The sequence below is a fragment of the Psychrosphaera sp. genome (genome assembly GCF_982872775.1).
In genome coordinates, this window is the sequence record NZ_CEYNSH010000018.1 from 23,707 (window position 1) to 47,841 (window position 24,135).

The following is a 24,135-nucleotide window of genomic DNA, read 5'->3' on the forward strand; positions in this document are numbered from 1 at the left end:
CCATGGAAAATATTCAACAAGTCTTTGAGAAGATGGTTTTTGAAAAAGCCTCAGATCTATTTATTACGGCTGGTCTTCCAATCAGTGCCAAAATTAATGGCGAACTAACACCGCTCGCCAATGAAGTCCTAGATGAAATGGAAGCTGAGCGATTAGTTCGCAGTTGTATGACGGACAAACAGCAAGCTGAGTTTGACAGTTCTAAAGAGTGTAATTTTGCGGTCGCCAATGATCATGGCCGTTTTCGTGTTTCAGCGTTTTGGCAACGCGATAATGTCGGTATGGTGGTTAGACGCATCGTAACTCAAATTCCAGATGTCGATGATTTGGGTCTACCGCCGGCACTGAAAGATGTGATTATGGCCAAACGTGGTCTATTACTCTTTGTTGGTGGTACAGGTACAGGTAAATCAACCAGCTTAGCGGCGTTATTGGGCTACCGCAATCGAAACTCAAAAGGGCACATTCTTACGATTGAAGACCCAATTGAATTTGTTCACGATCACAAACGCTGTATGGTTACTCAACGTGAGGTGGGTATCGATACTCCATCTTTTGAGTCAGCACTTAAAAGCTCTCTGCGTCAGGCACCGGATGTCATTTTGATTGGTGAGATTCGTTCTCAAGAGATCATGGAATACGCCTTGTCGTTTGCAGAAACGGGTCACTTGTGTGTTGCAACGTTGCACGCCAATAACGCTAACCAAGCTATCGACCGTATCATGCACTTAGTTCCAAAAGAGAAGCACGAGAAGCTTAAATACGACTTAGCGTTGAACCTTAGAGCAATCGTTGCACAGCAGCTTATTCAGACCAGTGATGGTATGGGCCGAGTTGCAGCCATTGAAGTGTTACTTAACTCTCCAATGATTGGTGAGCTCATCAAGAAAGGTGATATTTCTGGTATTAAAGAAATTATGGCTAAGTCTAAAGAGATGGGGATGCAGACCTTTGACCAAGCCTTATTTGACTTGTATCAAAACTCAAAGATAAGTTATGCGGATGCACTTCACCACGCTGACTCACCAAACGATTTACGCTTGATGATCAAGCTAAGAAACAATGAGCAAACTGGTTCTGGTTTCTTACAAGGTGTGACGGTTGATGGTCTTCAAAAAGACGATTAAGGTTGATATCCGTTAATACGTTATAACAACAGAAGTAACAAAAAGGAGCCAATGGCTCCTTTTTTAATGCGTTGTGAAAAGACCGACTTAGCTGTTCTCAGTTGACTCTGTATGCAATGCGATACGGTTGCCTTCTGAGTCCAGCACAATAGCACGCTGACCATAAGGACCGATAGCATGAGGCGGTAGCAATACCTCGCCGCCTTTTACCGTGACTTGCGCGACAGCGTCCTCTAAACGGCCATGGACGTTAAAGTAATTTAACGCGCCTTTATCGGTGACGTTTTGAGGTTCAACCACTAAGCAACCACCGTTGCCCTCAGAGTGGTCCAATACAGCAAAATCGATGTCACCGTAAGACTCTTTGTGTACCTTAATCGCCAAAACCGTTTGGTAAAAGTCGATGGCACGAGTGAGATCCTTTACAGGCACGTCGGTCCAGACAATACGATTGTGCTCACGACTAAACTCACTCATGTTCTTTCCTTATACTGTTTTTTGTGCGCCGGCTGTTGCCGAGTTTGTCGCACTTGCTGCACCTGCAGAACGACCTGACTTAGTCACTACTGTACGATCTTCTTGGTTCATGATCGTTGGAGTAGGGCCTTCAGTCATTGTCGCAGGCTGCGGCTTCGCCATAGGTGCACTCGCAAAACCAGGTGAGCTTAATTCGCGCTCAGTCGGCTCGTGTAACACTTGCTCGATGGTTTCGGCTACAGGCTCAGGTTTTACGTGAGTCTCTTCGAATTCGTCGTCGTTATTTGGATAACGGCTTTCGACTTCTTCGTCTTGTGCGACTGGCTCAACCGATTTTTCTTCTGCTTGAACTTCTTCACTTTCAGTCTTATCGGCGATGACTTCTTCAGACTCTGCTGATTTAGTTTCAACAACTTCGGCTTGAGCTTCAGGCGCTTGTAACTCAGTTTGCTCTGCGACAGTTTCTTCAACCACAGCCTCAGATGAAACTGTTTCAGCAGTTGGTTGAGTTGCATTCTCATTTGCTGTTAGTTCAGTTTCCACTTGTGGCTGATTTGAAACTAGTGTTTCATCAACAACAGGAGTGTCTACTTTAACTTCCTCAACAAACGACGTAGCTTCTGCAACACTTGGCGCTACCATCGCTTTAATAGCTGCGCGTCGAGCTGTGTTGATTACAGAACTTTGGCTCCACGACTTTTTGTGTGGTGCTTTTAGTTTTGACTTAGCTGCATTGTCGTTTTTGTTCGACTGTGAACGGCGACCTTTGTTGTTGCGACCACGAGGACCACGTCTGTTTCGAGAACGCTTGTTTTCGTTACCCGACTCATTTTTGGACTCCGTAGCTTGAGACTCAACAACTGCTTCGTTGGTCGCCACTTCAGTTACTTCGGTATCTACCGCTTCCGTTGCTACTTCAGCTTTTTCAATACGAACTTTCTTACGGTTGTTACGACGTTTGCGACGCTCCTGAACTTTTTCCTCTTTAGCAACAGAAGTTTGTTCATTCGCTTGGTCTTGAGACTTCGCTTTGTTGCGGTTTTGATTACGAGGGTTTTTCGGCTTACTGCGACGGTTTTCGTTGCGTGAGTCTTTATTTTGCTCGTCGTTGTCTACGCGCTCATTGCGGTCTTTACGATTGTCTTCGCGCTTTTTATCGTGTTTGTTATCGCGATTATCTTGATTGCGATTACGGTTGCGATTGCGATTTTTATTGCCGTTACCGCGACGATTGTTACGATCGCCACGGTCATTACCTTTACGCCCTTTAGGCTTAGCAGGCTCTTTGCTTTCTTCCTCAGAAGAGAACAAGCTAGAAATAAACGCAGCTACTTTAGAGAACAGTCCTGGTTTAGACTCTTTTTGCTCTTCTTTTTTAGCTTCTGGTGCAGGAGCTGCAGGTGCCGGGGCAGGTGGCATAGCAAAGCCTTTAAGTACAGGCTCTTCTACTTCTTTCTTAGGTACAACGACATCTTTGATGAATTCGCTTTGCTCTGGCTCTTTTACCATTTTAAAGCTGGTATCGGCTAAGTCTTCATCGATACGAATACGCGTCACTTCGTAGTGAGGTGTATCTAAATGAATATTTGGAATGATAACAACGCTAACTTTGTTGCCGCGTTCAATGTTACCAATCGCTTCGCGCTTTTCATTTAACAAGTACGAAGATACTGGTACTGGTACTTGTGCTTGAATTTGAGCGGTATTCTCTTTGATTGCTTCTTCTTCAATAAGACGCAAAATAGATAATGCAAGAGACTCGTTTGAACGGATTGTGCCTTGACCGTCACAGCGAGGACAAGTGTGTTGGCTTGCATCACCAAGAGAAGGGCGCAAACGCTGACGCGACATTTCAAGTAGGCCAAATCGACTGATCTTACCAATTTGAACACGTGCTCGGTCCTGCTTAACGCTTTCTTTCATGCGGTTTTCAACGTCACGCTGATGCTTAGGAGGTGTCATATCGATAAAGTCGATAACTAACAAACCACCTAAGTCACGTAGACGCAATTGACGAGCAATTTCTTCCGCCGCTTCTAAGTTAGTGTTAAGTGCCGTCTCTTCAATGTCGCCACCTTTGGTTGCTTTTGAAGAGTTGATGTCGATTGACACTAACGCTTCCGTTGGGTCGATTACTATCGAACCACCAGACGGAAGACGCACTTCACGTTGGAAGGCTGATTCGATTTGCGACTCAATTTGGTAGTGCGTAAATAGTGGCACATCGCCTTGGTAAAGTTTTACACGCTCTAAAAAGTCAGGGCGGAACAACTCAATGTGGCTCTTAGCTTCAGCAAATACCTTGTCGTTATCGATGATGATTTCACCAACGTCACGCTTAAGGTAGTCACGAATAGCACGGAATACGACGTTACTTTCTTGGTGAATCAAGAAAGGCGCAGGGCGGCTATCAGCGGCTTGCTGAATCGCATCCCAGTGTAATAACAATGCTCGTAAGTCGTACTCAAGCTCTTCATAAGATTTGCCTACACCCGCTGTACGGACGATAAGGCCCATGCCTTTTGGCAATTCTAGCTTGTTAAGTGCGGCTTTTAGCTGAGTGCGCTCCTCACCTTCGATACGGCGCGAAATGCCGCCAGCGCGAGGGTTATTTGGCATTAAGACTAAGTAGCTACCCGCAACACTGATAAAGGTGGTTAATGCAGCGCCTTTTTGACCACGTTCTTCTTTGTCGATTTGAACGATGACCTCTTGGCCTTCTTTAACAACTTCTTTGATGTTTGGGCGACCACTGAATTTGTAGTCTTCTGGAAAGTAATTTCGGGCAATTTCTTTTAATGGTAAGAATCCGTGGCGGTCTGCACCATAGTCGACAAAAGCTGCTTCTAAGCTTGGTTCGACTCGAGTAATTGTCCCTTTGTAGATGTTGGCCTTCTTTTGTTCGTGACCTGGGCTTTCTATGTCCAGATCATACAAACGCTGACCATCAACCAACGCGACACGCATTTCTTCTTGTTGCGTGGCATTAATTAACATGCGTTTCATGTATGTAGCTCTTCTTTTTTAGTAGGCCACATTCCATTATGTTTGCGATGCACTTTGAATACACCTCGACACTGTGTAGTTTCTCAACTAGTTGTCTGTCGCATTGCAATCATCTCGACTGTAACTATAGGTCTTTCAATTCCAAATTTTAGAATTCTGTCTGTGCCATGTCGGTTATCAATAACGGAAATGGTGGCACTGGTTAAATTAACGCCTCGATTTGACGGGTCTGAACGGTTAAAGAAGAGGGTAATATGTTACTCGCATTACCTTACTTAAGTGGCGTGGAGGTTTGAGGTCTAGTCTTTTTTAGTCGGCATGTTTGTGTAAATGAAAGATAAACATGCTCGCTTAATTCTGATATCATCGCGGCCTCAAACCCTGCTCCGTTACATGACTCTTACGTTCATTACGTGAGGCAGTTCAATCAGTTGCTTTATTAGCGCCGCTATTATCGGCTTGAAATAGGATTATAGCAACTGAATTAATGAATATTTCTTTAAATATTTTAAATTTACCGGTGAAACCAAATTTATGACTGAAAAAGCGATCAACTTCCCAAAAGTTCAAATGGTAGAAATTGATGATGTCCACGCGGGACAACGCATAGACAATTTTCTGATTACCCTTTTAAAAGGCTGCCCGAAAAGTGTCATCTACAAAATTCTTCGAAAAGGTGAGGTTCGAGTTAACAAAGGTCGTATAAAACAAACCTATAAGTTGCAATTAGGTGATGTCGTTCGTGTTCCACCTGTTCGAGTGAAAGAAGAAAGTGAGGGCGTATCCGCCAAACTTGCCTCTGTTCAAAAACTGGAAGAAGCGATAATTTTTGAAGATAAATCTCTCATTGTCATGAACAAGCCATCTGGGATTGCCGTACATGGCGGCAGTGGCGTGAGCTTTGGCGTTATCGAAGGGTTAAGAGCATTAAGGCCTCGCGAAAAAATGTTGGAGTTGGTTCACCGTCTAGATCGCGATACCTCAGGTATTCTATTAATTGCCAAGAAGCGTTCTGTTTTGGTGTCTTTGCATGAGCAATTAAGAATTAAAACCATGAATAAAGTTTATTGGGCATTGGTAAAAGGGCATTGGTCAGAAAAACAAAAGTCCGTTCAAGAGCCGCTTAAAAAGATAAACACTAAGTCAGGCGAGCGTATAGTAATCGTAGATCGAGACGAAGGTAAAAAGTCATGTACCCTGTTTTCGGTATTATCCAACTTTGAAGGGTGTAGCTTAGTGGAAGCGCGCCCGCAGACCGGACGTACTCACCAAATTAGGGTTCATACTGCTTGTCAGGGACACGGAATCGCATTTGATGACAAATACGGTGACCGTGAGTTCGATAAGACGCTAAAGCATACCGGGCTAAATCGTCTGTTTTTGCACGCAAGAGAGATCTCGTTTTTCCATCCGCTATCGGAAACGACGATGCGTTTTGAAGCGCCATTACAACCTGAGCTAGAGTCGTGTCTTCAAAAACTAGGTGAACAGGCGATTAACGCCGCTGAATAACCAAGTCAAAGCTTGTAGATATGCCTATGATTATATTGTGTATTTTTACATCACTTTATAATCATAGGGATAGAAAGAAGGGTTGGCGATGATGACTAGTATACAAAAGAAAATTTGGGAAGTATGCCTGCTACTAGCCCTAACGACAGTGATGACCGGGTGTTCGAGTGAAGGCACATCACAATCTGAACAAGCTGCACCTCCGGTGTCATTGCAGGCCGATTTAAGTCAAAACCTCGCTATTCCTGATAATCAAAATAAAAAACAATACCGGATATTACTTTTTGGTAATAGTCACGTTGCAGGTCTTGATACTGTGCTGCAGCAATTAATATCAAATAGTGACCCAAATGTGGATGTCGTTGCACATACATTTGGAGGTGGGTTTTTAGACAACCCTAAAAGCAAAGACAATAGAGATAAAGAACTCTTAAAGCAAAACTGGACTCACGTTATCCTGCAGGGCCAAAAGTACTCTCAATCAGGAACCGTTATTTATCCAACTAGACATACTCAGCAGTGGATTGCGAAAGCAAAACAATTAGGTATAACTCCAATTCTATTTCCAGAGCACCCTCAAAAGAATAACAACCAAGAAGGGCGCTACATTCATCAGTTGCACGAAGAAATCGTGTCTCTACAAAGCAGTTGCTTAGCTCCAGTCGGGCTTACTTGGGACAAAGTAATAAGCAATCATCCTGAGATAAAATTACACAGTGCGGATGGCAATCATGCAAACAGCGTAGGAATGGAACTGACAGCGATGGTCTTTTATCCAGTCATTACAGGACAGCCGTTGGACTCATTAAAAACACAAAGTGGCTTGCAAGCGTCACCAGAGCAACAGACCATATTCAGGAATTTGGCAATGGAAACACTGACAGAGCACATGCCCTGCCAAAATTAGTATAAGTCGTGTATTTAAATTAATTAATCACGTTGTTGCAGTTTAATCACGTCGTGCTCTTTAACCACCTTGTTGCTCTAACACGGAATAGCCAAGTTTATCTAAGATAGACACGAGTTTAATCAATGGTAACCCAATGAGAGTGTTTGGATCGTCACCTTCTAGTTTTTCAAACAGGCAAATACCTAAAGCTTCACTTTTAAAGCTACCTGCGCAATTGTAAGGTTTTTCCGCTAATAAGTAGTTTTCGATGTCTGATTGACTGAGAGTCTTAAACTTTACCTTGAACGGTTCGACTAAAGTGTGCGTTTGGTCAGAATGTGTATCAATCACACTTAAACCAGTTAAAAACGTTACTGTTTGACCTGAGAACGCTGTAAGTTGTGCAACCGCATTTTCGTGGGTGTGTGGTTTTCCTAATATTTGTCCATCAAAAACGGCCACCTGGTCAGAACCAATTATTAATGAAGAAGAGTGGCGCTTGGCAACTGCTTTGGCTTTGTCTTCAGCTAAACGTGCAACTAATGCTTCAGGTTCCTCATTTGGCAATGGAGTTTCATCGACCTCAGGTTTATCTGTAATGAAATCAATGCCTAGTTTTTCTAGTATCGCTTTGCGAAAGGGCGAAGTTGAACCAAGTACAAGGGTTCGGTTGTCTTTGTAATTTTCCATATTGCCACTAAGTACCTGTTTTAAATATTGATAAAAAGATCACGAAAAGATCAAGAATTGGTTAAAATGCCTACAACTTTTGTTGTGAAGCGCTATTTTATCGCTTTAATTTACAAAATTTAAAGGATATTACCGATTTTCTTTTGACTAAAAGTGACCTTCCCTATATTATGCGCGCCCTATGCAAAAGGTAAAAATTCCTCTCTCGATCGCGCCAGCGAAAGCTGCGTTAAAACGAATGACCTATGACGGTGTTATCGTCAATGGTGAGTTGTCACGTCTCAATGAAGTGGCAGAGTTGTTAAATGATCATGTGAATGTATCTATTGAATGTGGCGTTGATTCACAGAATTTAGTTGTAATTCAGGGCACTGCAACAGCTAGTTTGGAGCTAACTTGTCAGCGCTGTGGGAATGGTTTGAAGCAAGATATTAAATCTGAATTCATCTATACCCCAATTCGTGACGCTGCCGAGGAAAGTGAAGAACCTATACCTGAAGCATATGAAGAGATTGAATTAAATGAATTTGGTGAGATAAACTTAGTTCATTTAGTTGAAGACGAATTAATGTTGGCGCTGCCTATTGTAGCGATGCATGAACCAGAAGATTGTTCTTTAACCGAAAAAGACATGACCTTTGGTGAGTTAGCGCCAGAAGCAACGGAGCAGGAAAAACCTAATCCGTTCGATGTATTAAAAAAACTTAAAACCTAGGAGACGGCAATGGCAGTTCAAAAAAGTAAGAAGTCACGTGCTAGACGTGGCATGCGTCGTTCACATGATGCATTAACTATCGAAAATTTATCTGTAGATCAAACGACTGGTGAAACTCACCGTCGTCACCACATGACTGCAGACGGCTTCTACAAAGGCCGTAAGATTAAGTAAGCTTTAAGGCTATTACTTAATTATGCGTGATATCCACATCGCGCTTGATATGATGGGGGGCGATTATGGCCCCCGATCTACTATTCCTGCAGCGATAAAAGCTGTGGAAAACTTCCCCTATCTACACCTTTATCTTTGTGGTCATTCACAAAGTATCCATACATCTCTTAAAAAGCAAAACGCATTAGGGCACCCGAGGCTGCATGTTGTTCACTCTGAACAAGTGGTAAATCAAGACGAACGTCCTGATCTCGCATTGCGCAGAAAGCCGCAATCTTCAATGCGCAAAGCACTTGAGCTAGTTAAAGACAAAAAAGCCGATGCTTGTGTCTCCGCAGGTAATACCGGAGCACTACTAGCAATGGCGCGTTATGTTCTAAAAACGTTACCGGCTATTAAACGTCCCGCTTTGATTTCTAGCTTGCCGACCTATGAAGACGACAAAGTATTGTTGTTGGATTTAGGGGCCAATATTCATCATTGTTCTGATACCTTATTCCAGTTTGCAGTAATGGGCGCGGTAATGGCAAAAGAAGTAGAGGGCATTGAAGAGCCTCGCGTGGCACTTCTCAATGTGGGTGAAGAAGATATAAAAGGTGCAGAACATTTAAAACACACCGCTGAAAAGTTAATGCGTTGTGAACACATCAATTATGTAGGATTTGCTGAAGGTAACGACATATTTGCAGGAAAAGCAGATGTTATCGTTTGTGACGGCTTTGTTGGAAACGTTGCATTAAAAACCATTGAAGGTGTAGCAAAACTTATCATTTCAAAATTGCGAGCGATGAGTGAAAACTCATTTTTGAGCAAAATCATGATTAGCATCCTCTTGCCAGGTATCAAAAAACTATTTTCTAAGATGAACCCCGACCACTACAACGGCGCGAGTCTGGTAGGATTGCGCGGAATTGTTGTCAAAAGTCATGGCAATGCCTCAGCTAACGCGTTTTATAGTGCTATAAAAGAAGCGATGAAAGAGTCGCAACGCAAAGTTCCAGAAAAAATAAAGGACAAAGTTGAAGCAATGCTAAATGATGACGACTAATGGATTTTTAGTCATTGAGACTCACAGAGAGGTTGCATGTTTTCAAGAATTATCGGTACTGGTAGTTATTTCCCGTCGCAGGTACGAACCAACAAAGATTTAGAAAAAATGGTTGAGACGAGTGATGAGTGGATCACTGAACGTACGGGTATTAAAGAGCGTCGCATTATGGATAGCTCTGATACCGTGTCGAGTATGTCGACCAAAGCAGCCCAGAAAGCGTTAGAGGCTGCTGGTATTGACGCAACCGACATTGACTTGGTGATTGTGGGTACAACGAGTCACGCTCGCGCTTTTCCGAGTGCAGGCTGTGAAGTCCAACGTGATTTAGGTATTCCAAGTGGTGTACCGGCATTTGACGTTGCGGCGGCGTGTTCTGGGTTTTGTTATGCATTGAGTATTGCTGATACCTATATCAAAGCTGGGTCAGCAAAGCGTGCGCTGGTTATTGGTGCCGACTGTTTATCACACTTAATGGACCCACAAGATCGTAAAACCATCGTTTTATTCGGTGATGGCGCTGGGGCTGTAATTATAGAAGCTAGTGAAGAGCCGGGTATTTTATCAACCCATATTCATGCTGATGGCAATGCGTCTGAATTACTGAAGGCCGAAATGCCAGTGCGTGGCAACGAAGCGTCAGTATATGAAGCATGGGGACACATGGAAGGTAATCAAGTCTTTAAAGTAGCCGTAACTAAGTTATCTGAAGTAGTCGAAACAACGTTACGTCACAATCAAGTCGAAAAATCAGATATTGACTGGCTGATTCCTCATCAAGCCAACCTAAGAATCATTTCTGCGGTCGCTAAAAAACTCGATATGAGCTTAGACCAAGTGATTATCAACCTAGACAAATACGGTAACACATCTGCTGCAACGGTGCCGACGGCATTAGATGAAGGCATAAGAGATGGTCGTATTCAACGAGGTCAAACCCTATTGTTTAATGCTTTTGGTGCGGGCTTTACATGGTCTTCTGCACTGATAAAGTATTAATATCTAATTAATTATTCAAAAACGTTGAGAATATAAAATGACAAGAGCAATTGTTTTCCCTGGTCAGGGCTCACAAGCTGTAGGCATGGTTGCCGATCTATATGAATCTTCAGAAGTCGTTAAAAACACATTTTCTGAGGCGTCTGACGCGTTAGGTTACGATATGTGGGCATTAGTTTCAGAAGACTCTGAAGGTAAGCTTAACCAAACAGAATACACACAACCAGCACTCCTTACTGCTTCAGTAGCGATATGGCGTGAATATCTAGCTAAAGGAGGCGAACGTCCATCTATGTTAGCTGGCCACAGCCTTGGTGAATATTCTGCATTAGTTTGTGCTGAAGTTATGTCATTGGCTGATGGTGTTCAGCTGGTTCAAAAACGCGGTCAATATATGCAAGAAGCGGTACCAGCCGGTACGGGTGCGATGGCTGCTATTATTGGTTTAGACGATGAACTTGTTAAAAAAGCTTGTGATGACGCGGCAGAGGGTGCTGTTGTTTCTCCAGTTAATTTTAATTCACCAGGTCAAATCGTTATTGCTGGTGAGAAGGCCGCAGTAGAACGCGCGATGGTCTTGGCCAAAGAGGCGGGTGCTAAGCGCGCATTGCCACTACCAGTTTCAGTACCTTCGCATTGTGCATTAATGAAGCCTGCAGCAGACAAGCTAGCTGCAGATTTAGCCTCTTTGACATTTAACACTCCTGTAATAGCGGTTGTTAATAATGTTGATGTCGCTCAACCTCAGGCACCAGAAAGTATTAAAGAAGCACTCGTTAAGCAATTGTATAGTCCTGTTCGTTGGACAGAGACAATTATGGAATTTGCAAAATTAGGTGTTACAGAAGTTATCGAATGTGGTCCTGGCAAAGTATTAACTGGTCTAGGTAAAAGAATCGATAAATCCATTTCATACAGTGCAGCAAATGACGTTGAGTCGTTGTCTGCAACATTACAAAAATAAAAAAGGAACTGATATGTCTCTGTTCAGTTTAGAGGGCAAAGTCGTTTTGGTTACTGGTGCTTCACGTGGCATCGGTAAAGCAATTGCAGAAAAAATGGTGGCTCTAGGAGCAACGGTTGCGGGTACCGCAACCTCTGAAAATGGCGCTGGTAACATCAGTGAATATTTAGGTGAAAGCGGTAAAGGTTATGCACTTAATGTTACTGACACTGATTCAATTACAGCAACATTAAAGTCTATTAAAGAGGATTTTGGTGATGTTGACATCTTAGTCAATAATGCAGGTATTACACGTGATAATCTCCTAATGCGCATGAAAGATGACGAATGGCAAGATATCATTGATACTAACTTAAGTTCTATTTTTAAGTTGAGTAAAGCCGTAATGCGACCTATGATGAAAAAACGTTACGGTCGAATTATCAACATCGGCTCAGTGGTTGGCACTATGGGTAATCCAGGTCAAGCGAATTACGCGGCAGCAAAAGCAGGTGTTATTGGTTTTTCTAAGTCACTTGCAAAAGAGATCGCTTCTCGTGGTATTACCGTAAATGTTGTTGCGCCAGGCTTTATCGATACAGACATGACCAAAGCATTGGACGATAACCAGCGCAAAGCGATCGCGGATCAAGTTCCTGCAGAACGTCTTGGTGAGCCAGATGAAATTGCCTCAACAGTGGCGTTTTTAGCGAGTAAAGAAGCCAGTTATATCACTGGCGAAACGATTCACGTAAATGGCGGCATGTATACCGTATAAACACCGAAATCGTATTTAATTTGTTGCCATTTGGCTCGAAAATCGAACTGAGGTTCGACCACAGCCAGATTGCAAATAATAACTTGAACCCGTCGTAGTCTGAATTTACACTACGTCACAAGATAAAAATTACTTATAAATGAAAAGGAAAAAAACATGAGCATAGAAGATCGCGTAGCTAAGATCGTTGTTGAACAACTAGGCGTAAAAGAAGAAGAAGTAAAATCAGAAGCTTCTTTCGTAGATGATCTTGGTGCAGATTCTCTTGACACTGTTGAGTTAGTTATGGCTCTTGAAGAAGAGTTTGACACAGAAATTCCAGATGAAGAAGCTGAAAAGATCACAACAGTTCAATCAGCGGTTGATTACATCAAAGCTCACGCTGAATAAGAACCAAATAATAAAGACGGGCAGCATTAGCTGCCCTTTTTTATTCGTACAAGATATTGTTGAGCCCCCACATTGGCATTCAATTGGGTATAAAAGCTAACTTGATGGTATTTAGTTAATCGGAGATAAGAAGTGACAAAACGTAGGGTTGTTGTAACGGGCATGGGGATGTTGTCGCCTTTAGGGAACGATGTTACCAGTACGTGGAGTAATTTATTAGCTGGGAAAAGCGGTGCAGAGCTGATTACGCATTTTGACACAAGCAATTACGGCACTAAGTTTGCGGCCATGGTTAAAGATTTGGACTTGTCTGAATACATTCCAAAAAAAGACGCCAAGAAAATGGACTTGTTCATTCAGTATGGTATCGCAGCTGCGATACAGGCGATTAAAGACGCAAACTTAGAAATAAACGAAGAAAACGCACATCGAATCGGTGCCGCGATTGGTTCGGGCATTGGCGGTTTAGGGTTAATTGAAGAAAATCACGGCAAGCTTGTCGCATCAGGTCCACGTAAAATCTCTCCGTTTTTTGTTCCTTCTACGATTATCAATATGGTCGCAGGCCACTTGTCGATTATGTATGGTCTCAAAGGCCCTAATATTTCAATTACTACAGCTTGTACTTCCGGTGTCCACAATATTGGTCATGCTGCACGTATGATTGCTTATGGTGATGCGGACGTGATGGTTGCCGGTGGTGCTGAAAAAGCATCAACCGAATTAGGCATTGGTGGCTTTGGCGCAGCACGTGCACTCTCAACACGAAATGATGACCCAAGCAAAGCGAGCCGTCCTTGGGATGCAGATAGAGATGGCTTTATGTTAGGTGATGGCGCCGGCATGATGGTTGTTGAAGAGTACGAACACGCCAAAGCTCGCGGTGCAAAAATATATGCTGAGCTCGTTGGTTTTGGTATGAGTGGTGACGCGTATCATATGACTTCACCTCCTGAAGATGGTAATGGCGCAGCGCGTTCAATGCAAAATGCGCTTGACGACGCTGGTATTTCACCTTCAGAAGTGGGTTATATCAATGCTCATGGCACATCAACGCCAGCGGGTGACAAAGCCGAAACACAAGCGGTTAAAACGGTATTTAAAGATGCGGCACAATCAGTACTTGTATCTTCATCCAAGTCGATGATAGGGCACTTATTAGGTGCCGCAGGTGCGGTTGAGTCGATAATTACGGTAATGAGCTTGGTTGACCAAAAGGTTCACCCAACAATTAATCTTGAAAACCCAAGTGAAGGTTGTGATCTTGATTACGTAGCTGAAGGAGCTCGAAGCGTTGACCTTGAATATGCATTGTGTAATTCGTTTGGTTTTGGTGGTACGAACGGTACGTTGCTGTTCAAAAAGATATAAGTAAAAGCGGTTAGCTACCCTGATTCATTTTGAGACACATCTTGTGAAGAGTTAATTAAAAACTCAGTCTTTAGATGAATTTAACCGTAAAATTTGATACAAAAGCTCAATCAATCGATTGGGCTTTTTTTATGACATTTTGCTGCTTTAACCATCAACTAGAACCCATAGATGTCTCAGAGTCTTGGTTCAGGCAACGGGCGTTTCAATTTGGCGACGGTCACTTTACCACGGCAAAGATAGAGCGAGGTCAAATCGTCTGGTGGTCGCTTCACTTACAACGACTTAAAAATGCTAACCAACGCCTACAAATTACTGACATTGAGTGGCAACAGTTAAGTTATGTATGCCAAACCATGAGTAAGCCAATTCAATCAGGGTATATAAAAATTCAAATAAGTCGTGGTGAAAGTGTTCGCGGTTATAGTGTTAATAGTGAAATGGCCCCGAGTATTTTTGTCACCGCAAATGAAATTGACTTGCCAATACTATCGACGTTGAATGACGCAATCGAGATAGCACAAGTTCAAACGAAATTAGGTCTCAACCCGCAGCTAGCAGGATTAAAACATTCGAACCGAATTGAGCAGTCACTTATCCAGCTAGAATTGAACAACTATCCCCAACAAGAAGGTATTGTCGGTGATATCAATGGTAATTTGATTGAGTCTAGCAAAGGAAATGTATTCTGGTGCGAAAACGATCAGTGGTACACACCTGTATTAACTTCATCAGGTGTTGATGGGGTATTTAGGCAATGGTTGTTAAAACAAAAACCAGAAATCAACATTGTTACAAAGTCGATAAAAGAGGTAATTGCCTGTTGTGAAGCGATGTTTATAACAAATGCAATAACAGGTGCAGTACCAATTAAAGCTATTTATAGTTACGGTAGTGATAGTAAAGACGCCAACTCAAATCCAAAAAGTCACGTAGAAGATAAATCATTTAATGAAGGCAGTGACGAGTACCCTGTAATCAATCACAAATTATTGAAAGTTGAACCAGTAAAAATGTTTTTAAGCCAAGTTCATTTTAGTGAATTAAATGGGACAAAATGAAAATTAAAGGATTTACCATAAAGGCTGCGCTAAGCCTTTGTTTAGTTATTACAACACTGCTAATACTGAGTGTCGTCGTTTATGTTCAGAACGGCCTAAAACAACCTATTGGTTTAGCAGAGAAACAGCTTTATACCGTTAAAAAAGGGCAATCATTGAGTCACGTCTGTCAGGATTTTGAAGCTAAAGGCTGGATAAGTGATTGCTATTCTATCAAGGCATACAACAAGCTAACGAACGACTTTAGTGATATCAAATCAGGTACTTATTGGCTAGCGCCTGATATGACCTTGCAATCATCTTTCGAACTGTTCAAGTCAGGTAAAGAAGCACAGTTTGGCTTTACGTTAATTGAGGGCCAGAATGCCTATCAAGTGTTAGCGGCTTTGCAGGACCATCCGCAGATTACTTATGATTTACCAGCGCTAGAAAACAACCCTGGCGATTTAACAAGAGCCGCCCAATTTCTTAATATCGAAACCCAAAGTATTGAAGGCTTATTGGCCCCGGATACTTATTATTTTAATGCTGGGGCAAAGGCTTCTGACATACTGCGCCGAGCGATCAAAATCCAGACAGAACGTTTAGACGAAGTTTGGAAGTCACGTCAATACACCAAACACTTAACAACGCCATATGAAATGTTAATTTTGGCTTCTATTGTCGAAAAAGAGTCCAGTTTACACGAGGAGCGCGCCACCATTGCATCGGTGTTTTTTAATCGGTTTGACAGGCGCATGCGTTTACAAACAGACCCTACGGTCATTTATGGAGTTTGGCACGAATACCATGGTGACATAAAACGAGTGCATTTAAAGACGAAAACACCGTACAATACATACAAAATGAAAGGCTTGCCGCCCACACCAATAGCCAACCCTAGTTTGGCTTCATTACAAGCGGTCGCTTCGCCAGAACAAACAGACTTTTTGTACTTTGTTGCGTCAGGCACAGGTGGTCACACCTTTAGCAAAACATTAGCCGAGCACAATAAGGCGCTAAAAAAATATTTAGCGTGGCAAAAAGCACAAAAGAAAAAATAGTAGGAAAGTAATGAATCTAGGTAAGTTTATTGTCGTAGAAGGCCTTGAAGGTGCGGGAAAATCGACAGCGATAGCACAAATATCAGAAATACTCCGTTCAAGGGGCGTTGATTTTATTACGACTAGAGAACCAGGTGGAACGCCATTAGCCGAGAAAATGCGTGCGATTGTAAAGTCTGAGACGGATGAGCCGTTGACCACTGAGGCAGAGCTATTATTAATGTATGCGGCGCGAGCTCAGTTAATTGAAAACGTCATTAAGCCGGCATTAGGGACAGGAACCTGGGTTATTGGTGATCGACATGACTTATCTTCTTTAGCGTATCAAGGTGGTGGTCGTCAGTTACCCAATAGCCTTTTGATGCCGATTCGCAATGCAGTTCTTCAAGGATTTGAGCCAGATTTAACGGTCTTAATGGACATCGACCCCAAAGTCGGACTCGCAAGAGCCGCACAACGTGGAGAACTTGACCGTATAGAAAAGATGGAATTGGCTTTTTTTGAACGTACTCGTTCTGTTTATTTGTCTCACGCAAATGAAAACGAAAAAATTAAAGTTGTCGATGCCGGACAATCATTAGAGCAAGTCCAACAGCAAATCGATGAACTGTTATCAAAATGGCTTGATTAAGGGATATACACTTGTCATTGCAAACTTTAGGGCAACTCATTGCAGCCAGCTATCGGGATCAAAAGTTAGCCCATGCTCTGGTTATTCAAACGCTGGATTTTACCAAGACCCAGCATCAGTTAACCGAAATGACTCGGTTTATGCTGTGCTCACAACCAGACTATATCAATGGTGTAGGGTGCGGAACCTGTAAACATTGTCAGTTGGTCCAAGCCGGCTCGCATCCAGACTTGAGCACAATTACCGATGTGAATGGCTCAATTGGTATAGATGAAATTAGGCTGGTGAGCAACAAACTTACAAAAAAGTCACAATTAGCTCAGGTTCAAATTGTCGTTATTGAAAACGCACAAAACATGACTGAGAATGCCGCAAATGCTTTGCTAAAAACGTTAGAAGAGCCGAGTAATAACTGTTTTCTAATTCTTGTCACCGCAGGTTATGTGAAATTAATGCCAACGATTTTAAGTCGTTGTCAGCAAATTACCCAACCCCTACTAAGTAAAGCATCGTTAAAAGATGCCTACCCCGAATTACCCGATTATTTGATAGGGTTTGCCGACCAAAACGAGAGTTTTTTGGCGACGTTGGCTGTTTCAGAGAGACTTGAAGTCTTTAACGATTGTTATCAAAGGTTTATTTTGTGGCTAAAACGTCAGTGCAGTAGTTCAGACTTGATGAATACGCTTAAGGACGATGAGTTAATTGACTTTTTTATCTATCTAATCGAGCGCCGGACCAGACAGATATTATTAAAAAGGCACGCCCAAGCGGCGCGGACTGCACAACATTGTATTAGCGAATTTATTTTTGCTCGACGCCAGGTTAAGGGGCACAATAAAAACTTGGCGCTAAATGCATTTTTACAAAATTTAGAGGGAATCGTTAGATGAACCGGCTTAATGTGGAAATAGAAGACGTTAAAGAATTATTTAGATGTTACATGCCTTTTGTTCATGGTGGCGGCTTGTTTATTAAGTCAAACATGCCATTAAAACTAGGAGAGACGGTTAGTGTCATTCTTACTTTACCGGATGCCTTAGAGCCGGAAATGTTTGATAGTGAAGTGATTTGGGTTAACCCTCAAGGCGCACAAAATGTCCACCCTCCTGGTGTTGGTGTCTTGTTAAATAACAAAGAAAATAAACTGCAAGTTAAAATCGAAAAGCTTATTGGTGGGATGATGAATTCACCAGATTTGACCTACACCATGTAGGCAACTTTTAAACTTAACATTAAAAAGTAGAATTAATGATAAAACAAAACATCGGTGCAATATCTCTTGTCGTGTCAGACTATGACGATGCAATCGACTTTTATGTCAACAAATGTCAGTTTGAGTTATTAGAAGACTTAGCAATGCCAGAAGGAAAGCGTTGGGTACGGGTTGCGCCACAGAACTCAACTGGCACAAGCCTACTGCTTGCTCAAGCTTCATCAGAGGAACAAGAACAGGCGGTCGGAAACCAAGCTGGTGGGCGCGTATGGTTGTTTTTGGAGACAGACAACTTTCAAAGGGATTATGAATATATGTTGGCTCAAGGCGTAAAGTTTAATGAAACGCCACGCCATGAAGTTTATGGAACGGTCGCTGTTTTTGAAGATTTATATGGCAATAAATGGGACTTAATAGAGCCAGCGGAATAAACATAATTTAATCTTGAGCTTGAATTAGTTCACTTCTATCCTTAGGTATGTATCAAGTCAAATCTTGAAATTTCATATATTTACAGGAGTGAACTATGTCTACACAGTGGAAGTCAGTTTCTAAACTGCAACTGGGCAAACAAACCTACCAAGCAATTAGTTTTGATAAGTTAGCCAAAGAGCGCGACTTATCACGGCTTCCTTACGCAAGTAAAATCCTGTTAGAAAACCTCCTTCGCCACGAAGACAGATCTTTTGTTGATGAACAAGACATTCTTGCCTTAGCAAAGTGGGACGTCGATGACGGCACTGAGCATGAAATTTCATTTGTTCCTGCTCGCGTGGTACTTCAAGACTTTACTGGAGTTCCAGCCATCGTTGACTTAGCTGCAATGCGAGACGCCATGTCTCGGTTAGGTGGTGATGCAAATAAAATCAATCCGTTTAATCCCGTTGAGCTAGTTATCGATCACTCGGTAATGGTTGATTATTTTGCTACTGATGATGCTTTCAAGAAAAACACCGATATTGAAGTGGAGCGAAACAAAGAACGTTATCAGTTTTTAAAATGGGGCCAGTCGGCTTTTGATAACTTTAAAGTCGTACCTCCAGGCCGCGGTATTGTCCATCAAGTCAACTTGGAATATTTAGCTCGGTGTGTGTTCGGTGCAGAATTTGATGGCGAACAGTGGGCTTATCCAGATACGTTGGTAGGGACCGACTCACACACAACAATGATTAATGGCTTAGGTATTTTGGGTTGGGGTGTCGGCGGCATCGAAGCAGAAGCTGCCATGTTAGGTCAGCCTGTAACTATGCTTATTCCTCGGGTGGTTGGGTTTAAGCTAGAAGGCGAGTTAAAGCCAGGCGTTACGGCAACTGACCTGGTATTAACAATTACAGAGCGATTACGCGAACACGGTGTTGTTGGCAAGTTCGTTGAGTTTTATGGTCCGGGACTTGCCCACCTTACCCTTGCCGATAGAGCGACAATCGCCAATATGGCGCCAGAATATGGTGCGACCTGTGGTATTTTTCCATTAGATAAAGAAACAACTAACTACCTAGAGCTTACAGGTCGTGACAAGGAAGATATCGTAAGGGTAGAGGAGTACGCTAAGCACCTTGGTATTTGGCATGACGAAAATACCAAAGACGCGGTTTATCATGAAAATATCGAATTTGATTTAAGTTCGGTCGAACCGAGCATTGCAGGACCAAAGCGTCCACAGGACCGTATTGCACTTTCTAATGCGGCCAGTGCATACAGTGACTTCCTTTCTCTCAATGGTGCTTCGACAGTAAAAGAAGGCGTCAATACAAACTTTAAAGATCAGACATTTAACCTCAAAGACGGTGCTGTTGTTATCGCCGCCATCACAAGTTGTACTAATACCTCTAACCCTCATGTCTTAGTGGCAGCCGGACTATTGGCTAGAAATGCGGTTCAACGCGGGTTGGTGACAAAGCCTTGGGTTAAAACTTCATTGGCTCCAGGCTCACAAGTGGTGACACAATATTTAGAAAATGCTGGATTAATGGATGACCTGGAAGCACTTGGCTTTAATTTAGTGGGCTATGGGTGCACAACATGTATCGGTAACTCAGGACCACTACCGGACCCTATCGGAGCCGCAATTAAAGAGGGCAACCTTTCGGTAACGTCGGTGCTATCGGGTAACCGAAACTTTGAAGGTCGTATCCACGCAGACATTGCCGCTAACTATTTAGCCTCACCTCCACTCGTTGTGGCTTATGCATTGGCTGGAAATATGAATATTGATATCAGTAAAGATCCTATAGGTGTTGATAATAAAGGTGACGACGTTTTCTTAAAAGATTTGTGGCCCAGTGAAGATGAGATTAAAGAGGTGGTTGGTAAGTCTATTTCTCGTCAAATATTTACTGAGAAATACTCCGATGTCTTTAATGGTGACGAAACATGGAATGCACTATCGACCGAACAGCAAGCAATCTATGAATGGCCAGAGTCCACTTACATTAAACATCCACCGTTTTTTGAGGAGATGGCAGCCAGAGCCAATGCAATTGAGTCCATTGATGAGGCACGATGCCTCGTAAAGGTAGGAGACAGTATTACCACTGACCATATTTCACCAGCGGGGTCTATTGCAGAGGACAGTCCAGCAGCGGCTTATTTGCAAGCTGAGGGGGTTCAAGTTAAGGACTTCAACTCCTATGGCTCAAGACGCGGAAATCACGAAGTCATGATGCGCGGTACGTTTGCAAATGTTCGCCTTAAAAACGAACTGGCACCCGGAACCCAAGGAAGTCATACTCAATATCAGCCGACGCAAGAGCCTATGTCGATCTTTGATGCAGCAATGAAATATCGCGATGAAGGGACGCCGACTGTGGTTATTGCCGGTAAAGAATATGGGACGGGCTCAAGTCGAGATTGGGCAGCAAAAGGCCCATCGTTGTTAGGTGTAAAAGCGGTAATGGCTGAAAGCTATGAGCGCATTCACCGGTCTAATTTAATCGGCATGGGAATTTTGCCGCTACAGTTCAAATCAGGTGAAAGTGCCGCAGTGCATAACCTCACAGGCCGTGAGACGTTTTCAATTCCGGCAATCAAGGCGGGTCAAAAAAGCCTTATCATGAAAGTTAAAGGGTTAGAGTCTGGTGAAGAAAAAGAGATCGAAATGGATATAAGGATAGATACGGCCAATGAGTTTGATTACTTTGCTCACGGTGGCATATTGTCTTATGTTATTCGGAACATGTTGGAAAGTGCATCGTAAAAGTGGTGCCTTTTCCCAATTCACTCTTAACGTCGATTTCGGCATTGTGGTCTTGCAAAATACCATAGGAAATAGACAAACCAAGGCCGGTTCCAACACCGACGGCCTTGGTTGTGAAAAACGGAGTAAACAGCTTCTCTATGTTCTCTTCCGAAATCCCGCAGCCAGCGTCACTAATTTGTAACTCAAGTTTTTGTTCTTGCTGTTTTGTCGAGACGGTAATGGTTCCACCATCGGGCATTGCTTGTTTTGCGTTTATCAGCATGTTGACGATAACTTGTTGTATTTGACCTGCGTTGCCTTCTATTGGCCGTACTTCCGTTAGACTTTTTTCTATTTCACAGTTGTATTTGAGCTCATTCCAAACCAATGCTATAGAGTCCTCTATACAGTCATTGATATTAAATTTAGTTTTTTCTGTCATCTCGTTACTGTGTGAAAATGACTTGAGGCCGGCGACAATTTCTTGGACTCGCTTTAATCCGCCTTTAGAGGCGTCTAGGAGCTCTTTTAGATCTTCTTTGATGTAGTCAACATCCTCTTCTTCCCATAGCTTATTAAGCTTGTTCTGAGTGTCCTGTTCGGTAAGGTTGGGATAGAGTTCAAGAATATTATTAAGCACCTCGACATATTCGGCCAATGTTTGATAATTACTTAAAATAAACCCTATCGGGTTGTTGATTTCGTGTGCCACGCCAGCCGCTAGTTGACCTATGGACGCCATGCGCTCAGATTGAACGAGTTGTTTCTGCGCCTCGTCCAACTTTTGATAGGTTTTATTCAATTCTTTAAAGCGATTGTTTAAGTTAACGGTTGCTAATTGACGCTGAATGGCCACCGCGAGCATTGACCGTGATGACTCTACCGTCTGTAGCTTTAAAACGTCAATCTGGGTGTGGTCTGTGTATAGATAGCTCGCAAAACCTTTATTTTCGTTAATATCAAAAATGGGCACAATATAAATATACTGAAAGGCACTTTTCTTATCGGTAATGGCAATCACTGGTTGCAGGCAACTTTCGCCTCCAGCCTCCTCTATGGCTTCCATTAACAATTTAATATTAAACGACTTTACCAACGCTTTAATATCTTCTTCGCTTTTCTCGATTGGGTTTAGGTATTTGTTTTCTAACTCCATAATGGAAGATAGTCGCCAGCTTTTTTTTGTATTTTTTAATTGGAAAAACATACATTGAGCGTTATTTAAAAACTCACTACTTCTGCGCAAGTAGACTTGTACTATGCTATTGACCGAATCTGCATTCCAAATATCGGCTGACAAACCTGTTAAAAAGGATAACTGTAGCTGTTGCAGTTTTGCCTCATTCATTTGGGTTTGCAAAGATTGGTTCGATTCATAAATTTCGCGTGAGCGCTGCTCTAAAAGCTCTTCTGCCATTTTGCGGGCGGCTTTCTCACGTTCTAACGCTTTTTCCAATGCCTTGATTTTGTTTTCGGCGTCGATGGTGCTCTCAGCTGTCATTTAATTGAATTTGTCTGTTAGTAGTGTTTATAAAATAGACTATAGTTCAAATATATACGTATAGATGTAAAGAAATAGATCTCAATTGAGGATGGAAATGTCTGATAAGCCTGCGATGTTGTTACTCGATGATGAAAAAGAAATACTTAATGCATTGAAACGCCTGTTTCGCAAAGAATATGACGTTGATCTCTTCACCGAAGGTCAGGCCGCATTGGATGCAATCAAAGAGAAAGAGTACGCCATTATTTTATCTGATATGAGAATGCCTCAATTAGACGGTGCTGCGTTTTTAGCTCAAGCAAAAGATATTGCGCCGGACTCAAGCCGAATCTTATTGACAGGCTACGCCGATATGGAAAGTACGATACGCGCTATCAATGAGGGTGAAATATTCAGTTATGTCAGTAAGCCGTGGGACAACGAAGAACTAAAGGTATTAGTAAAAAATGCGCTAGCGAGGTTTAAATTAATTAGGAAGAATGAAGAATTATCAGGGAAGTTAGTCGCTGCTAACACTAAATTAACGGAAGCTAACGCAAAGTTAGAGGAGCGAATTGCGGCTCGAACCGCGGCACTTAATAAACAAACCGCACGGCTAAAACAATCGACCCTCAAACAACGAAAGTTCTTCAGACAATTGCTCGATATGATAGGCCTGATTATAGAAGACAGGGCAGGGCATGAAAACGGCCATAGTAAACGAGTTGCAGCTCACAGTAAGGTATTAGCAGAAGAACTAGGCCTAAGCAGAGCAGAAGCAATAAATATTTATTTGACGGGGCTTTTACACGAGGTTGGCAAAGTCTCGATTAGTGATCAGTTGTTAGCAACGATAGAGGTAGAAAGAAACAACGAAGAAAATCTGGCGTTTAAAAGCCATGCGGTAGAGGGAGCGAAAATATTAGAAAAGCTACCAAGTTTACACAGTGTTGCCCAAAACATCCGACACCAATATGAAAACTACGACGGCTCTGGATTTCCGGACAATTTAAAAAAGGAAGACATCCCGTTTGGCGCTCGGATTTTGAAGGTCGTAAGTGATTATGATTATTTGCTACTCGGTCACAAACATAAACAAAAGTTATCGCCAGATAGAGCACAATTTTACCTGAAAGAAGAACGTGGAAAACAGTATGATTACAAGATTGTTGACTGTTATTTGTCTCTTCTAGAGCGTTTGCCTGAAATCGATGAATTAGAAGCTGACTATTGTGTAGCCACCAATAAATTAGAGCCAGGAATGATTGTGTCAGCAGATGTGTTGACAAATAAAGGTGGCATCATGTTAACAAAAGACACAGAGCTTACTGAAGCGGCCATCAAAAAACTGATTGAATATGAAGAGGACAACGACTGCTATCTCACTATATTCATCTATTAGCC

Annotated in this window: 23 protein-coding genes; 19 read left to right on the top strand and 4 right to left on the bottom strand. The window is 42.5% G+C overall.

Annotated elements, in window-relative coordinates; translation table 11 throughout:
• The first annotated feature begins 2 nt into the window (after nt 1–2).
• Nucleotides 3–1,127: a PilT/PilU family type 4a pilus ATPase gene (locus AC4E96_RS07110; protein WP_488032766.1), complete on the top strand. Its 1,125-nt coding sequence runs from the start codon at nt 3–5 to the stop codon at nt 1,125–1,127.
• An 87-nt stretch (nt 1,128–1,214) separates the two neighbouring features.
• On the opposite strand, the gene AC4E96_RS07115 is transcribed toward AC4E96_RS07110, so the two are convergent.
• Both AC4E96_RS07115 and rne read right to left on the bottom strand, forming a co-directional pair.
• On the bottom strand, nt 1,215–1,604 hold the full coding sequence (locus AC4E96_RS07115; protein ID WP_490255340.1) for a VOC family protein: 390 nt from the start codon (nt 1,602–1,604) through the stop codon (nt 1,215–1,217).
• A 9-nt stretch (nt 1,605–1,613) separates the two neighbouring features.
• A complete protein-coding gene (gene rne / locus AC4E96_RS07120; protein WP_490255341.1) occupies nt 1,614–4,610 on the bottom strand; it encodes a ribonuclease E in 2,997 nt (998 codons plus the stop codon).
• Between the two features lie 534 nt (nt 4,611–5,144).
• Here rne and rluC point away from each other — a divergent pair.
• Nucleotides 5,145–6,122: a 23S rRNA pseudouridine(955/2504/2580) synthase RluC gene (rluC, locus tag AC4E96_RS07125; RefSeq protein WP_488032769.1), complete on the top strand. Its 978-nt coding sequence runs from the start codon at nt 5,145–5,147 to the stop codon at nt 6,120–6,122.
• 88 nt (nt 6,123–6,210) lie between these two features.
• A complete protein-coding gene (locus AC4E96_RS07130) occupies nt 6,211–7,029 on the top strand; it encodes a hypothetical protein (RefSeq protein WP_490255342.1) in 819 nt (272 codons plus the stop codon).
• Nucleotides 7,030–7,089: 60 nt separating this feature from the next.
• Here the strand turns inward: AC4E96_RS07130 and AC4E96_RS07135 are convergent, their stop codons facing one another.
• Complete coding sequence (locus AC4E96_RS07135; RefSeq protein WP_490255343.1) at nt 7,090–7,701, bottom strand: Maf family protein; 612 nt, start codon at nt 7,699–7,701, stop codon at nt 7,090–7,092.
• Nucleotides 7,702–7,882: 181 nt separating this feature from the next.
• On the opposite strand from AC4E96_RS07135, the gene yceD reads away from it, so the two are divergent.
• The 15 genes from yceD to acnA all read left to right on the top strand — a co-directional run bounded on the left by yceD (nt 7,883) and on the right by acnA (nt 21,266).
• Nucleotides 7,883–8,416: a 23S rRNA accumulation protein YceD gene (yceD, locus tag AC4E96_RS07140; protein WP_488032772.1), complete on the top strand. Its 534-nt coding sequence runs from the start codon at nt 7,883–7,885 to the stop codon at nt 8,414–8,416.
• A gap of 9 nt (nt 8,417–8,425) precedes the next feature.
• Nucleotides 8,426–8,590, top strand: a complete 165-nt coding sequence (rpmF, locus tag AC4E96_RS07145; RefSeq protein ID WP_488032773.1) for a 50S ribosomal protein L32 — start codon at nt 8,426–8,428, stop codon at nt 8,588–8,590.
• Between the two features lie 22 nt (nt 8,591–8,612).
• Complete coding sequence (gene plsX / locus AC4E96_RS07150) at nt 8,613–9,638, top strand: phosphate acyltransferase PlsX (protein ID WP_490255344.1); 1,026 nt, start codon at nt 8,613–8,615, stop codon at nt 9,636–9,638.
• A gap of 36 nt (nt 9,639–9,674) precedes the next feature.
• Nucleotides 9,675–10,637 (top strand): beta-ketoacyl-ACP synthase III, encoded by a 963-nt coding sequence (locus tag AC4E96_RS07155; RefSeq protein ID WP_488032774.1) that lies wholly within the window; start codon nt 9,675–9,677, stop codon nt 10,635–10,637.
• 37 nt (nt 10,638–10,674) lie between these two features.
• Nucleotides 10,675–11,601 (top strand): ACP S-malonyltransferase, encoded by a 927-nt coding sequence (fabD, locus tag AC4E96_RS07160; protein WP_490255345.1) that lies wholly within the window; start codon nt 10,675–10,677, stop codon nt 11,599–11,601.
• A gap of 13 nt (nt 11,602–11,614) precedes the next feature.
• Entirely contained in the window at nt 11,615–12,358 is a 744-nt protein-coding gene (fabG, locus tag AC4E96_RS07165) for a 3-oxoacyl-ACP reductase FabG (RefSeq protein ID WP_490255346.1), read from the top strand.
• Between the two features lie 156 nt (nt 12,359–12,514).
• Nucleotides 12,515–12,748, top strand: a complete 234-nt coding sequence (gene acpP, locus AC4E96_RS07170) for an acyl carrier protein (protein ID WP_488032777.1) — start codon at nt 12,515–12,517, stop codon at nt 12,746–12,748.
• Between the two features lie 132 nt (nt 12,749–12,880).
• Nucleotides 12,881–14,119 carry a beta-ketoacyl-ACP synthase II gene (gene fabF, locus AC4E96_RS07175; RefSeq protein ID WP_490255347.1) on the top strand — a complete coding sequence of 413 codons (1,239 nt, stop codon included), beginning with the start codon at nt 12,881–12,883 and terminating at the stop codon, nt 14,117–14,119.
• Between the two features lie 131 nt (nt 14,120–14,250).
• On the top strand, nt 14,251–15,180 hold the full coding sequence (pabC, locus tag AC4E96_RS07180) for an aminodeoxychorismate lyase (protein WP_490255348.1): 930 nt from the start codon (nt 14,251–14,253) through the stop codon (nt 15,178–15,180).
• Complete coding sequence (gene mltG, locus AC4E96_RS07185) at nt 15,177–16,223, top strand: endolytic transglycosylase MltG (RefSeq protein ID WP_490255349.1); 1,047 nt, start codon at nt 15,177–15,179, stop codon at nt 16,221–16,223. The genes pabC and mltG overlap by 4 nt, the downstream gene beginning before the upstream one ends.
• Nucleotides 16,224–16,233: 10 nt before the next feature.
• Entirely contained in the window at nt 16,234–16,854 is a 621-nt protein-coding gene (gene tmk / locus AC4E96_RS07190) for a dTMP kinase (protein WP_488032781.1), read from the top strand.
• An 11-nt stretch (nt 16,855–16,865) separates the two neighbouring features.
• On the top strand, nt 16,866–17,747 hold the full coding sequence (locus tag AC4E96_RS07195; protein WP_490255350.1) for a hypothetical protein: 882 nt from the start codon (nt 16,866–16,868) through the stop codon (nt 17,745–17,747).
• Nucleotides 17,744–18,070, top strand: coding sequence for a PilZ domain-containing protein (locus AC4E96_RS07200; RefSeq protein ID WP_488032783.1), 327 nt, complete (start codon nt 17,744–17,746; stop codon nt 18,068–18,070). The genes AC4E96_RS07195 and AC4E96_RS07200 overlap by 4 nt, the downstream gene beginning before the upstream one ends.
• Nucleotides 18,071–18,108: 38 nt before the next feature.
• Nucleotides 18,109–18,501, top strand: a complete 393-nt coding sequence (locus AC4E96_RS07205) for a VOC family protein (RefSeq protein WP_488032830.1) — start codon at nt 18,109–18,111, stop codon at nt 18,499–18,501.
• A 95-nt stretch (nt 18,502–18,596) separates the two neighbouring features.
• A complete protein-coding gene (acnA, locus tag AC4E96_RS07210; RefSeq protein ID WP_490255351.1) occupies nt 18,597–21,266 on the top strand; it encodes an aconitate hydratase AcnA in 2,670 nt (889 codons plus the stop codon).
• Here the strand turns inward: acnA and AC4E96_RS07215 are convergent.
• Nucleotides 21,235–22,749, bottom strand: coding sequence for a sensor histidine kinase (locus AC4E96_RS07215; RefSeq protein WP_490255352.1), 1,515 nt, complete (start codon nt 22,747–22,749; stop codon nt 21,235–21,237). The genes acnA and AC4E96_RS07215 overlap by 32 nt on opposite strands.
• A gap of 97 nt (nt 22,750–22,846) precedes the next feature.
• Between AC4E96_RS07215 and nosR the strand changes: the two genes are divergently transcribed.
• Nucleotides 22,847–24,133: a response regulator c-di-GMP phosphodiesterase, NosR family gene (gene nosR, locus AC4E96_RS07220; protein WP_490255353.1), complete on the top strand. Its 1,287-nt coding sequence runs from the start codon at nt 22,847–22,849 to the stop codon at nt 24,131–24,133.
• The last annotated feature ends 2 nt before the right edge of the window (nt 24,134–24,135 follow it).